9 protein-coding genes are annotated in these 13,757 nt (G+C 55.8%); 2 read left to right on the forward strand and 7 right to left on the reverse strand.

The annotated features are described in order from the left end of the window. Window positions 1-43: 43 nt before the first annotated feature. Window positions 44-1,858, forward strand: a complete 1,815-nt coding sequence (locus tag ACRZ9X_RS02200) for an SIR2 family protein (protein ID WP_480515721.1) — start codon at window positions 44-46, stop codon at window positions 1,856-1,858. Window positions 1,859-1,897: 39 nt separating this feature from the next. On the opposite strand, the gene ACRZ9X_RS02205 is transcribed toward ACRZ9X_RS02200, so the two are convergent. The 4 genes from ACRZ9X_RS02205 to ACRZ9X_RS02220 all read right to left on the reverse strand — a co-directional run bounded on the left by ACRZ9X_RS02205 (window position 1,898) and on the right by ACRZ9X_RS02220 (window position 8,671). After that, window positions 1,898-4,606 (reverse strand): AAA family ATPase, encoded by a 2,709-nt coding sequence (locus tag ACRZ9X_RS02205; RefSeq protein ID WP_480515722.1) that lies wholly within the window; start codon window positions 4,604-4,606, stop codon window positions 1,898-1,900. Beyond that, complete coding sequence (locus ACRZ9X_RS02210) at window positions 4,603-5,016, reverse strand: hypothetical protein (protein ID WP_480515723.1); 414 nt, start codon at window positions 5,014-5,016, stop codon at window positions 4,603-4,605. Before ACRZ9X_RS02210 ends, ACRZ9X_RS02205 begins: the two co-directional genes overlap by 4 nt. 382 nt (window positions 5,017-5,398) lie before the next feature. Next, the gene (locus ACRZ9X_RS02215; protein ID WP_480515896.1) at window positions 5,399-6,625 is read right to left on the reverse strand and encodes a DNA-packaging protein; all 1,227 of its coding nucleotides are present in this window, start codon (window positions 6,623-6,625) and stop codon (window positions 5,399-5,401) included. A 657-nt stretch (window positions 6,626-7,282) separates the two neighbouring features. Then, window positions 7,283-8,671 carry a tetratricopeptide repeat protein gene (locus ACRZ9X_RS02220; RefSeq protein ID WP_480515724.1) on the reverse strand — a complete coding sequence of 463 codons (1,389 nt, stop codon included), beginning with the start codon at window positions 8,669-8,671 and terminating at the stop codon, window positions 7,283-7,285. A 309-nt stretch (window positions 8,672-8,980) separates the two neighbouring features. Here ACRZ9X_RS02220 and ACRZ9X_RS02225 point away from each other — a divergent pair, with 309 nt between their 5' ends. Then, window positions 8,981-10,240: a DEAD/DEAH box helicase gene (locus tag ACRZ9X_RS02225; protein WP_480515725.1), complete on the forward strand. Its 1,260-nt coding sequence runs from the start codon at window positions 8,981-8,983 to the stop codon at window positions 10,238-10,240. A 95-nt stretch (window positions 10,241-10,335) separates the two neighbouring features. On the opposite strand, the gene mltG is transcribed toward ACRZ9X_RS02225, so the two are convergent. The 3 genes from mltG to ACRZ9X_RS02240 all read right to left on the reverse strand — a co-directional run bounded on the left by mltG (window position 10,336) and on the right by ACRZ9X_RS02240 (window position 13,703). Continuing rightward, window positions 10,336-11,493, reverse strand: a complete 1,158-nt coding sequence (gene mltG / locus ACRZ9X_RS02230) for an endolytic transglycosylase MltG (protein WP_480515726.1) — start codon at window positions 11,491-11,493, stop codon at window positions 10,336-10,338. Then, a complete protein-coding gene (gene fabF / locus ACRZ9X_RS02235) occupies window positions 11,494-12,759 on the reverse strand; it encodes a beta-ketoacyl-ACP synthase II (RefSeq protein WP_480515727.1) in 1,266 nt (421 codons plus the stop codon). A gap of 200 nt (window positions 12,760-12,959) precedes the next feature. Next, window positions 12,960-13,703, reverse strand: coding sequence for a 1-(5-phosphoribosyl)-5-[(5-phosphoribosylamino)methylideneamino]imidazole-4-carboxamide isomerase (locus ACRZ9X_RS02240; protein WP_480515728.1), 744 nt, complete (start codon window positions 13,701-13,703; stop codon window positions 12,960-12,962). Window positions 13,704-13,757 lie beyond the last annotated feature (54 nt).

The raw sequence follows: 13,757 nt of genomic DNA on the forward strand, positions 1-13,757 counted from the left end.
CGAATACGCAGAAAGATTGGCGAGGCTATTGCACGAGAAAAGATTGATTCTTTTTGCAGGGGCAGGTCTATCTCTTCAGGCTGTGCATGCCAGAAGCCTCTCAAAAAAACTTCCGTTGTGGTGGTCGTTAGCTGAAGACGTATCTAAAAAATTCTCGATGAGTCCTGATGACTTTCGTGGAGATATTCTGGATCTTTTCGACGCAATATCCGCTTCAAGGTCGAGACGAGAACTAGAAGATGCGGTTCGCGAAGCCATACCCGAACACGAATACAACCCTGGTCCAGCTCACCTAGAGATAGCAAAGTTGCCATGGAGGCGAATCTATACAACAAACTATGATGATTTGTTGAAGCGTGCCCTTGGGGAAAAGTTGTGTATAACGTCTGAGAAGAATTTCGAACTGCTGACCCGCGCACCTGAAGAACAGCCGAAACTCATTCACTTGCATGGGGACATGTCAGATATGCACACGCTTACCGGTGAAGATTATTCAAACTGGAAAGCACGACATCCAAACGCCTTAAATAGATTCACTGTCGATGGTGTAGAGTGCAGCTTTCTTTTTGTTGGATATTCCAATTCAGACCCGCATTTTAGGCACCAAATTCTTCCGCTCATAAAAGGGCTGAAATCTACACGAGGACATCGAAATTTTTCGTGGATGTGGCAACCGACTAGTGCTCAATCAAAATTATTCGCCACGCGGGATATGCTAGACGTCCACTCTATTGACGATGATGGAGAATGGGTAAAGTGTTTTGAAACACTAGTTGAGGCCTACGAAGAAGTCTCGAGGACACCTACAAACAAGAAACGTCAGAAACGACACTCGAGACTTTTCACAAGCGGCAAAGAAGCCAACGAATGGCACTACATCAATGGCTACAAGCTTTTCTACCATAGAGACTACAGAAGCATCTCTCGAGAACGACTTGCGAAAAAAGCGAAGATTGCTGTATCACGGATACGTTCTCTGGAGACTGTTGACCGTAGTCAAGACTATGGTGAAAGGTGTTTTAAGCGTGCGTCCAGCTTTGAAATTTGGAATTTGGAGCGAGCCTTGAAGCCTCAAACGTCCTTGGAGTATGGGAGGGGCGACGACGACTTTTTGGCCTTCTATCTGGACTACTACAAAAATAACTGGAAGAAGAAGCGAGCAAAATTCGCCCCTCAGCAGGCCGGACTATTTAACCAGACACGAGCTGTCGTCTTTGATTTTGGGGGAACTCTGACTCTCCCCAAGTATCGGCGCAACACCTGGGAAAGAATCTGGCAGGCCGCGGGCTATGACTTACAGCCCGCACACGAGCTTCATCACCGTTTCTCGACAGGCAAGATAAAACATCAGGAATGGTGTGACTTGACCTTAGAAAAGCTTCGCGCCGGGGGTTTCACAAGATCGAAATTCGAAAAACTGTATGAAGACGTTGAGATTGTGAATGGCGTAGAAGAAACCTTTAGGAAGCTAAGAGAGAGAAATATAGAGATTCATATCGTTTCTGGATCTTTGCGTGATATTATTCAGAGCGCTTTGGGACCCGCAAGCTCTTACGTTGACACTATCCGGTCCAATGACTTCGCCTTCGACAAAAACGGATTGATCGAATTCATCAAGGGTCATCCATTTGATTTTGAGGGAAAAGCTCATTTTATCACAAAGTTATCGAAGGAAATTGGTTGCCATCCAATAGAAATTCTTTTTATAGGCAACTCCCTCAACGACGAGAAAGCGGCAACTTCAGGCGCAAGAACTCTTTGTGTAAATCCGAAGCACACGCACTTCTACGAAGAATCCATGTGGAATAATACAATTCGAGAAATGAGTGACTTACATCAGGTGCTTAAGTTCGTGTAGGAACCGCTTGTTAGCGAACGCATCGCCGCCTCAGCGAAGCTACCCCATCGACGGCCCATCTCGACTCCGCGTTTGCGCAGGGCGCTTTTTCCGCTGGTGGTCCCTCACCCAAACGGGACGATCCCGACTGTTGACAAAGAGCCGCATATCCTCCTGGTGGCGTGTCATCGCGACATAGGCCAAATGCCGATCCATGGAGCGGGATGCCAGAACATAAGACTGATCGACCGTTGCCCCCTGGGATTTGTGGATGGTAACAGCGTAGCCATGGTCGAAGCCCCGGAATTCTCTGGGGTCGAAACGCACAAGCCGATCCTTGTCACCATCAAACGCAACAACGATCTCGCCATCTTGAGCTGTCACGACTGTGCCCAGCATCCCGTTTTTGACGCCAATGTCCCTGTCATTGCGGGTAAAGACGATGCGGTCATCTGCAGCAAAGGCGCGTTTCCCAATTTCAGTTGAGAACATTGTCTCAGGTGGCGCGTCGTTATCCAACCGGAGAGCCGTTCGGATAGCTTGATTGAGCGCGTGCACATCATTGCGTTTGTGGGCAAAGGCGAGGCGCGACTTGGATGCGCCACCGGCGGCGACATCCATGGTGTAGCTCTCGACCAGCGCCTCAATAGCCGCGCCGCGATCATCCACCTGTGTGACGGCATCTCGCTTGCGGTAGCGATCAACCGCTTTTGTCAGTTCACCCGCAGCCAGATCGCGTGAAGCCTGTTTTTGCCAGTCGGGTTTCTGGCGGTGAATCTCGGTCAGCTGTGCTGCGCCGTGGTTGTTGACGACATGGCGGAAGGGTGTGCCCGCTTCGATGGGTTGTAACTGATCCGGATCGCCCACCAAAACCAGCTTCGCGCCGATCTCATTCATCTTGGCTGTAACGCGCGCCAATTGGCGGGTGCCGATCATGCCAGCTTCATCGATCACTAGCACATCGCCTCTAGTAATTGGCTCATATCCGTTTTTCCACGACAGTTCCAAGGAGGCGAGTGTCCGGCTGGTGATGCCAGACGCGCTTTGCAATTCTTCTGCGGCTTTCCCAGCCAGCGCGGCCCCATGTACGGTGATGCCCTGCCGTGCCCACGCATCGCGGGCGGTGGCGAGCAAAGTGCTTTTGCCCGCACCAGCAAGACCAACGACAGATGAAAGTTGTTTATCGCCAAGAACATGGTTGAGAGCCGTGCGTTGTTCTTGGCTTAGCTCTCCACCGAAGGCGCGCCGCATCTTTGTGTTCTGGGATTTGACCGCCTGTTGTTCATGGCGCGCGCCGACACCAAAGCCGGTTCGGGACGACATTGACCGTGCCGCGCGATCCAACGATTGCTCGGCGCGTTGATAGTCTTTGGTTGTGAACACAGGTGTTGACCCATCTTCCGCCAGACGCACCAACTGCGGTGATTGCATCGCCCGATCCGCCGCCTGTTGCAGTACCATCGGATCGTCAATGCGTTTTGCCAGAGCCCGAAGCACATCGACGCGTTTGAAGGCCGCCTTGGCCCGTGACACGTGATCCAGCACCAGCTCCGGTGATCTAATCAGTTGCGCCTTGGATTGAGGCAGCCCGTCATCATTGAGAACAAGCACCTGTTGTGGGTCAGATTGGCTCTGTTTCTGGAACGCGGGTGACAGCCCTTGTTTTTGACCATCTCGGGTGAGGGCTTGCCGTGCAGCGAGATGCTTGGAAATGAGCGCCTGCTGCGCGTCTCGGTCGCGCTGCGCGGCAGCCTCGGCCTCTTCCTCAAAACGCTTCTGCATCGCCTGATACTGACCCGTAGCACGCGCCAGCAGACCACGCAGGCCTTTTGGCAATTGCACCTGACGCGCTTTGATATCCGCGATCCGCTGTTCTTCCTGAGCCGCCAGCAGGGCGGTGCGTTCGGCGCGCTGAGCAGAAACCAGTTTGGCCCGTCGCGCCTCGAAGGCTGTATTGCGCGGATCAACGGGTTGTTTGGGAAGATCTTGCAGTTGGTGTGTGACGTCCGCGACAGAGGGCAGGTCCATCTCAGACCCGAGCCGTGCCCTAATCTCTTTGGGCTTGATCCCGCACCAGCGTGACAGCGACCAGATTTTGCCATTGGTATCAACGGCGACAAAGCCGCGTCGATCTCCGCGTGCCAGAGCAAAACCTTGTTCTTTCAACGCAGCTTCAAAGCCAGCTCTGGAGTCGGAGGATTCCCAACAGGCACGAAACATCGCTTTGAGAGCTTTGGGATCGCGCTTTTGTCTCTTGGCCTGTTCGGCTTCCTGTCTTGTGTAGTTGAGGGGATCACGCTTGGCCGCATCTTCGAACCCACGCGGAACCTCCCAGTCATGCGACAGGTAGAGTTCATGAGACAGCGATGTCAGCTTGCGTTTGTAGTGCGGCAGGTTGATCGCTTTGAGCTCCTGCCCATCAATCCGTGACCACACCGCATGAGCATGCCGCCGCCCGTTCTTCTCGTGGAACACAATCGCACGCGGCTGACCGGAGAGACCAAGCCGCTGTTCGGCCTGAGAAATGGCTGTCTCGAACTCTTCGACGGAAACTTCTGCCCCAATCGGCGGATTCAACGACAGCGAAAACAGGTATTTCTGGCATTGCGTCGCGCCTGAGATCGCTTCGGCCTCGGCAAAGGCACCAAGTAGGTCATCTGCAACAAACCCATCGATGCGATGCACGGTGACATGGTCGTTGTCGCGCGGATTCAACAAATGCCGCGCGAGCTCTGCTCCATATCCACGTTCATTGCCTTCAAGGATCATCGCGCTGACTTTTGCTTCTTACCCAATGCCTCCATCAGCAGCGCGCGAATTGCTATCAGATGTGCGTTGGCCTCCGCGATCTGCGATTTCTCGACTTCACCAACGATCAGCACGCCGATATTGGCGTGGTAGGCAAGCTGGTTGAGATTGCTGGCAATCCGTGATTGCCCCAACAGGGACAAGGCTTCCGCTGCAGCTTTCTTGTCTTCGACAATATCTTTAGGCCTTGTTTTGCGCAGCTTTGCGTCTTCAGCAAACACACAAGCGCGGACATAGGCGCTGAGCGTCATGCCTGCTGCCAACTCTTCAAGACGGGTACGTTCCTCCGATGTGAGACGCAAGGTCAAAGGTGACAGGGCCGTGCGTTTCTTTGGCATATCACTTGCTGCCACCTTGAAAACCGGATTCACGTTGCGATCTGGTCGAGGTGCTCCACTCATGGCGATGGCTCCTCGGGTGCTGACGGCATCAGTGGACCATCCATATCCTCCTGGGGTTCACCGTCAGCCGCACGTGAAAACTCAGCCAACCTGTGGATAACTTCTGGCTCAGACTTGAGAACCTCCGTCCAGTTCTCTAATTCTTCAAGAACCCGTTCGCACTCAGAAGGTTCTAGGTTGTTCCTTTCCGGTGCACCATTTCTTACAGGAATCCCCGCTAGATCCCTGATTTTGCTCCCGGCGGGCACTGGGTACTATTCAATCCCCGAGAACGACCGTCGTAGCAAGGGTAAGGCGGGGTAGAACTGCCTGCGCCCTTTTCACGCGATCGTATGACAAGTGACCTCACCCGTCATACCACCCTAACTCTCGGACGGCGGTGCCGGGCGGCGGGGGCGACCATCAGATCGTGTACGGCCCACACCAAAGCGTCAACCCTGTCAGGTGAGCCCTGCCCTTCAAACCCGCCGGCGGTCATCTGGCACATCTGGGCCTCAAGCGCATCCAGACCGGCGATGTGGGATACCCTGCCTTGTTCATACAGTGCCGCAACAGGTTCGGCGCGGGCGGCCTTTCCGCGCGAGGCGTGGACGGCACGAAAGGACACAAGCGGGTCAACCTGCCGGACGACTTCCTCGACCAACTGTCCGCCCTGATTGACTTCGGCAACCAGACGTTCCGCCGCATACACGTCCATCGCGTCAATCGCGGCTTGTGCCCAGCCCGCAGGCCCGACTCCCTGTACTGTGCAATCCGCCAGAATGTACGCGCGCCACGCCTCTGGCGGGCCTTTTGTACACGCCCCGGCCACAATGATCCCACAGGCATCCGCTTCGGACCCTGCCGTTACGGCCGGGTCCAGTGCGACCACGACCCGATCAAGTTCGGGCACCTGAGCGACGCGCGCCGCGTCAAGCATGGACGCCGTCCACAACGCGCCTTCCGCATCGGACAGCAAGACGCCGTCCAATTCTTGCCGACCCAGCCGCGTTCCGGCATAGCGCGCGCGCACCTCATCCAGGAACGACTCTGCCAGGTTTGCCCGGTTTGCCTCGGTCGGCGCATGCGTTTGCACGGTAGAGGGCGACGCCAGCAACTCTTTCAAAACCTTCACGTTGCGCGGCGTGGTTGTCACACAGACCCTTGGACGCTGTCCCAGCCGCAGGGCAAATTGCAGCATGTCCCATGTGTCTGCTGCCTTTTTCCACTTTGCGAGTTCATCAACCCAAGCCGCATCAAATTGCGGGCCGCGCAACCCTTCTGGATCACGCGCCGAGAAGACCTGTGCCTCAGCCCCGTTCGACCAGATCAACTTACGCTCGGACGCTTTCCAAGTGGGTCGCCGATCCGGAGGCGAACATTGCAATAGCCCGCTGTCGCCAAAGATCATCACATCGCGCACCTGATCAAAGGTTTCCCCAACCAAAGCCAGGCGATGCGCCTCGCCCTTGTCCAGCGGTTTTGCGCCCTCGACCATCGACCGCACCCACTCGGCGCCCGCCCGGGTCTTGCCAGCACCGCGTCCACCCATGATCACCCACGATCGCCAGTCGCCCTCGGGCGGCAATTGATGCGGCATCGCCCAGAATTCAAACAGGAAAGGGAGGGCACACAGCCCCCCCTCCCCGATCTCACTCAGAAATCTGTCCTGAACCGCAGCATCGGCGGAGGCGAGCCAACCGGCACCCGACCTCAAATCGAGCGCGGTCAAGGTCCAGCGCGTACCCCCCTTGGGCGATTCCGGCTTTTCTGTGATGTTGTTCGACAAAGCTTGTCTCCACTTTCTGACAACTTCGGATCAGCCCCTCTAGCTGCCCGAGCTGCCTGGTTGAACCAGCAAGATCTGCATCCTCCCCGGCTCCGATTTGCTGACGCAGTTCTTCCGCTGCCTTGCGCAGATCGCGAATGGATGTCTCAAGCGACAACAACAGGTCTGCCGTCCGTGACATCCGCTCTTCCGGGGTAATCAAAGTCATGTTTGCCTGTGACCTCATGCGTGAGTTTTTCCGCACGAGAGAAACGAAAAACGGCCACCGGGTCGCCCCGGGGCCGTCGCCCACTTCTTCTAGCATGACACAGTTGATATGATAAAAAGGTCGCAAAGTCAACGCCTTACGCAACACCTCCGCAACATAGACCGAACGCTATGGCAGTATTTTCTTAAGGTCCGACTTCGAGCCACGCGCAACTTGTATATGCTAGGCATAACCTGCGTTATACGGACACTGTCGAGCATTTACGGAATTTGCGTGGCAAGAAATGACAATGCCTGCGAATCCTGGCGTTTATAGGCCAATTCAATCGCTAGTTTGATTTTTTGTCTCTCAAGCATCAAACGCTCAAGCGCAAATTTCCTGTCATCAAATACATGATACTCGTCGATGCTCACATCCAATTGCCAAACACGCTCAAACGTATCCAAAGCTCCTGTCAGGTCTCCTTGTTTCGTTTGCAGATAGCCAAGAGTTTTCAATCCTTCGCGTTGAAACTCCCAAGGAACGCTTAGAAACAATAGCGACAGATCATTTTGGCCGGATTGCAAATAAACAAGTCCCGAATTCAGCAAAGCACGTTCATAGTCAAAGCGGTTGTCTCTTTTCTGTAAGTACAACAGAAGCTCACCTAAACGACCTGCAGACGCAGCAAGAAGAGCCCTGTTCCATTCAAAAACATCATCCTCAAACACTCGAGAGTTGCTTATGGACCAATTGAGAAGCTCTACTTGCCTCCTGTTGCCAGCGATGGCGTGAACAAGTGCAAAATTGGAAAGGCTTACATCGTAAACGTCCAAGTTTTCTTGCTTCATGTCTTTCAGCGTTTTCATGGCTTCAGTCAAACGTCCGTTAAACGCGAATGCCACAGCTAATTCTGACAAAGACACGGACCGGACCTTTGGGTTCAAGATTTTGCCAGCAAGGTCTCGTACATTGCCGTAGTCCTTCATTTTCAAGAGAATGCGAACCCCTTCGGCCTTTAAAATGTCCCGTCTTTTGGGGTTGTTGACGTTATCAATGAACTCAACGGCCTCTTGATAGCGCCCCTGAAGGAGAAAGGCTTCGATGATTTCCCGTTCTATCCTAGCCCGCTCTTGATCAGTGGCAGTTTCCAACAGGTCGTCAACGCTCTGACGGTCTCCTGCAAACATGAAGAAATAAGCGGCTGCTCCCTTCGCATATGTTTGTTTCTTGGGATCAATATGCGGCAAAAGATTCATCAGATACGCCGCGAATTCTGCTGCCGTTTCTGGAGCGTTACTCATCAGTGGGCCAATTGAAAGACCCGAATGCATCCTTAAAACAACAACCTGTTGCGAAGGGTCTGCCCAAGTTTCAGCACAATAGGTGAGAAACGCTGCCCGCAAAGTTTGGTGTTGTGGAAATCCCAGGCTTTCCTGATCGACCAGAATCTTTAAGATACTGCGCATCCAATAGCCTTTGTCGTGATCTGCCCCCGCCGTTTCTATCGCCAGATCGAACAGGCAAGCCTGCGTTGGCTGGGCCAGACAATCGTCCGCGTCGGCCACACTCGAAACACCTGATAATAAAAGCGTGGCAACGACGGCCAAAACTCTAACGTGCATTTTTTTGTTCGGTTCTAATTTTAATTGAATGTGCTGGTTATACACCTAAGCTTCGCCAATCCAATCCAAGGCATACTGCAGCGAAAGTGTAAACTTGACATTTCCGCGGCCAAGCCTCATGTGCCAACGCAACACAGCGCTGACGCGTGAGCATTCGCGGCTAAAGTGGCCTCACAGCGCTCAACTTATCCCATAGTTCCCCTTCACGCAGGGTTCTTGACGCAACAACCGGATGCCGCAGGGTCCGCCTGCCCGTCCCGAGGTTGTTGCACAACCCCTGTCGGTCACGCGCCTGCCGCGTGATCAATCGCCATATGTCCGTAGGTTATCCCTGCGGCCGAAAAGGAAATTGAATTGTTCGACTTCGACATGCTTGGCCTTGCGCCAGCTCTGAATGACGCGCTGAAACGCGCCAATTTTTCGCAACCCACCCCGATCCAGAATCAGGCGATCCCGCTGGCTCTGAACGGCCACGACATCCTTGGCCTCGCTCAAACCGGCACCGGCAAAACACTGGCCTTTGGCCTGCCGTTGATTGACCACTTGTTGGCGCAGCCCGGCAAACCCGCGCCCAAGACCGCCAAGTCCCTGATCCTTGCGCCAACGCGCGAATTGGTCAACCAGATCGCCGACAGCCTGCGTAACCTGACCAGGAATACCAAGCTGCGCGTCGCAACCGTGGTCGGTGGGCAGTCCATCAACAAGCAAATCATGTTCCTTGCACGCGGAACAGATATCCTTGTTGCCACACCAGGCCGGCTGATCGACCTGATGGACCGCCGCGCAGTCGATCTGGGATCGGTGCGCCATCTGGTGTTGGATGAGGCCGACCAGATGCTGGATATGGGGTTCATCCATGCCCTGCGCCGCATCGCCCCGGAATTGGGCACACCGCGTCAGACCATGCTGTTTTCCGCCACGATGCCAAAACAAATGGAGGAGCTGAGTCAGGCTTACCTGTCCAACCCGCAACGGGTTCAGGTCTCGCCTCCGGGTAAGGCTGCGGACAAGATCACGCAGTCGCTGCACTTCGTCAGCAAACCCGAGAAACCCGCAAAGCTGCGGGAAATTCTGGCGAGCGATCCTGATGCTCTGACGCTGGTCTTTTCGCGCACCAAGCATGGGGCCGAAAAGCTGATGAAAGGGCTGGTTGCTGACGGGTTCAACGCGGCTTCTATCCACGGGAACAAAAGTCAGGGACAGCGTGACCGGGCGATCAAGGCGTTTCGCGCTGGTGAGATCACGACGCTGGTTGCAACGGATGTGGCCGCGCGCGGCATTGATATCCCCGGCGTCGCCTATGTCATCAATTACGATTTGCCTGACGTTCCCGACAATTACGTCCACCGCATCGGTCGCACAGCGCGGGCCGGACGCGAAGGCGAAGCCATAGCTTTTTGTGCCCCGGACGAACTGGATCAGCTACGCCAAATTCAGAAGATCATGAAGATTGAAATTCCGGTTGCCAGTGGCACCATGCCGGAAGAGGCCGAAGGCAAGCGCCCCACGCGGCGGCGCGGTGGAAACCGCCGGGGCATGGCTCCGAAAGCCCAACCTACTCCGGGCAATGGAAAACCCAAAAATCGACGCCCTCGCCGTCGCCGCGCGGCCTGACGCCCAAAAAAAATCGGATCGGGTTGAATTACCCGATCCGCTGTCCATTTCCCAGAAGGGTGGCGGCTGACCTCGGATGAATGCGCCTCGCGCGTTTAGTTGCCCGAGTTTCGCTCTGCCTCGATCTCGCGCCATTTGGCGACGTTGCGATTGTGCTCCTGCAACGTTTCGGCAAAGGCGTGACCGCCGGTTCCGTCGGCAACAAAGAACACATAATCGGTCTGATCGGGTGCAACTGCGGCTTCCAGACTGGCAAGCCCGGGGTTGGCAATAGGTGTGGGCGGCAATCCGTCGATCAGGTATGTATTCCAAGGAGTTGCGCGACGTAATTCACTACGCCGCAAGCCGCGTCCAAGCGTCCCTTGCCCTTTCGTGACACCATATATCACGGTTGGGTCCGTCTGCAGTCGCATCCCCTGATTCAGCCGGTTCACGAAGACGCTGGCTACTTGACCACGTTCTTCGGGGACACCGGTTTCCTTTTCGATAATCGAGGCGAGAATCAGCATGTCCTCGGGGCTTTCCAGGGGCAAACCTTCCTGCCGCGCGTCCCAGACCGCGTTGATCCGGAGCTGTTGTTTTGCCTTCATATCATCCAGCAAAGCGTTCCGGTCCGTACCGGGAGATACCTCGTAGCTGTCCGGTGCCAGCATGCCTTCCGCAGGCAGATCGGCAACGTCGCCCTCCAGCACATCTACAGATTTCAGCGCTTCGACGATCTGCCAACTGGTGACACCCTCCGCCAGTGAGATGCGGTATCTGGTATCCGCTTCACCGCGCTTGTCGCCATAGATATCCGGCGCTTCATCCTCTCCGATCTGGAATGACGCGATCTCCACAAAATCCAGTGTTGCCGGGTCCAGCTCGCGCACCCGCGCCTGCAGCCGGGTCACACCGATGCGGTATTCAATCTCGGTCCCGCAAGTGCTGGCCCCGCTCTTGGTGATTTCTTCGACGATCTGCTCCATCGACGCGCCTTCGCGCACCAGAAAGCTTCCCGCCTTCAACTGCTGTGATTTTTCGGTGTATTCCGCCGCCATACGGAAAATCATCGCGCTGCTGATCGCGCCCTTGTCTTCAAGGTCACGGCTGACGCGGGTCATGTTAGACCCGCTTTTCACCTGCAGGCAAATTGCGGTTTCCAACGGACCTTCAGACTTATATTGCGATTGCCCCCACAGAATGACGCCGCCCATCAGGAACAGCCCCACCACAAGGACGGTCAGCGCATTCGACGCCAACGCCCGCCACATTTAACTGACCTTTCCGAAGATCACACTTGCATTGGTGCCACCAAAGCCAAACGAGTTTGACAGCGCCACGTTGATTTCGCGCGCACGTTTTTCGTTGGCGGCCAGATCAATCGGTGTTTCAACAGCCGGGTTGTCAAGGTTGATTGTCGGCGGCGCGACCTGATCGCGGATCGCCAGGATCGAGAAGATCGCCTCAATCGCGCCCGCAGCACCCAGCAGATGCCCTGTGGCGGATTTGGTCGAGCTCATTGTGGCGTTGGCGGCGTGGTCGCCCAGCAAACGCTCGACTGCGCCCAGCTCGATTGTGTCAGCCATGGTCGATGTGCCATGCGCGTTGATGTAATCCAGATCGCTCGGCTCAAGCCCGGCGCTGCGCAGTGCCGCTTTCATCGACCGTTCTGCGCCGTCGCCATCTTCGCTGGGTGCGGTGATGTGATAGGCGTCGCCCGACATGCCATAGCCCAGAACCTCGGCATAAATCTTTGCGCCACGCGCCTTGGCGTGTTCGTAATCTTCCAGAACCACGATTCCGGACCCTTCGCCCATGACAAAACCGTCCCGATCCACGTCATATGGCCGGCTGGCCGCCTTTGGGTTATCCGCGAATTTCGTGGACAGCGCCTTGCACGAGTTGAAACCTGCGATGCCGATCTCGCAGATGCAACCCTCGCCACCACCTGCGACCATCACATCTGCATCGCCTGCGCGAATGATACGGCTGGCGTCGCCGATTGCATGCGCGCCTGTGGAACAGGCCGTGACGACCGAGTGATTTGGGCCCTTGAAGCCAAACCGGATCGAAACCTGACCGGATGCCAGGTTGATCAGAGCACCGGGAATAAAGAAGGGCGAAACGCGGCGGGGGCCTTTGTCGCGGATCAGGTTTGCAGTTTCGGCGATCGAGCCCAACCCACCTATACCGGAGCCGATAAGGACACCTGTGCGCAGGCGATCCTCTTCGTCTTCGGGCAGCCAGTTGGCATCCTTGCAGGCCATCTCGGCCGCTGCGATGGAATACAGAATAAAATCTTCGATCTTGCGCTGCTCTTTCGGCGGCATCCAGTCGTCCGGGTTGAACGTCCCGTCTGTGCCGTCCCCACGGGGCACTTCGCAGGCGTAGGTGGTGGTTACTCCGCTGGCCTCGGCATCGAACAACGTGATGGGGCCCGCACCGGATTCTCCGTCCAGCAGACGCGACCAGGTTTCCTCGACCCCGCTGGCCAATGGAGTGACCAATCCCAGACCGGTTACAACGACTCTGCGCATGAAGTGCCTCTTGCCTGCTTCCTGTTATGAGAACCGCTCATACCCCGGCCCGGGGTCCGGGGGCAAGAGCAACAGCGTATTCAGCACCGGCATCTTGTCGCCGACAACCCGTTGGCGGCCAATCCCCCTCGGCAAACCGACCCAAAGAAGAAACCGCCCCTCTCCGCGCGAAGAAGGGCGGCTTTCCCGAATATGGCGGCTTACTGGAATTCAGCGACCGGCTCGTGCGCGGCCCGTGCGACGCTCAGTGCCTCAGCCAGATCGACGCTTTTGCGGAACAGGGCGCGCCCCACGATGGCACCTGAGATGTTCGCGACATAGGCCAGACGCGAAATGTCGTCCGATGTGCGGACAACGCCACTGGCAATGACTGGCGTCCGCGATTGTTTGGCCAGACCGGATATCAGGCCCAGCTGTGCATCCACGTCTTCCATATCGCTGTCGATATCGGTGACCAGAATCGCCGCAAAGGGTGTATCCGCGAAGGCGTCGATAAAGGCATCGGGCGTAAAGGCGCTTTGGCTGCGCCAACCTTCGGTCATCACCTGTCCCTGCCAGACATCAACAGCCAGAACGATCTGGTCCGGGTACAGCTTGGCCAGTTCCTTGACCAACTGCGGATCCCAAGCAGCCAGAGTGCCGATCACAATCCGGCCCGCACCCTTGTTGATCCAATACTCAACCTGCTCGCGTGTCCGCATACCACCAGCCAGCTGCACCGGAATCTCCGCTGAACGAATGATCTCTTCGACCAGTTCAGAGTTGGTGTCGCGGCCTTCAATCGCGTCGAAATCCGTCAGGTGCATCCATTCTGCGCCCGCGGCAGCCCAGCTGCGCGCTGTCTCGACGGGATCCACATGCCAGATCATTGCTTCGTCCAAACGGCCTTTGTCCAGCGTGACACACCGACCGTTCTGCAGTTCCATAGTGGGGTAAATCCTCATGAGCCCGTTCCTCCGCTCAATCACTATACATTCGGAGGCATCATACACATGGAA

This window comes from Ruegeria sp. AL1, from assembly GCF_056540905.1.

Coding starts and splice junctions, on each gene's coding strand:
- ACRZ9X_RS02205 (WP_480515722.1), bottom strand. CDS start 4,606: ATGATCCTTGAAGGCAATGAACGTGGATATGGAGCAGAGCTCGCGCGG.
- ACRZ9X_RS02215 (WP_480515896.1), bottom strand. CDS start 6,625: ATGCCGCATCAATTGCCGCCCGAGGGCGACTGGCGATCGTGGGTGATC.
- mltG (WP_480515726.1), bottom strand. CDS start 11,493: ATGTGGCGGGCGTTGGCGTCGAATGCGCTGACCGTCCTTGTGGTGGGG.
- fabF (WP_480515727.1), bottom strand. CDS start 12,759: ATGCGCAGAGTCGTTGTAACCGGTCTGGGATTGGTCACTCCATTGGCC.
- ACRZ9X_RS02240 (WP_480515728.1), bottom strand. CDS start 13,703: ATGAGGATTTACCCCACTATGGAACTGCAGAACGGTCGGTGTGTCACG.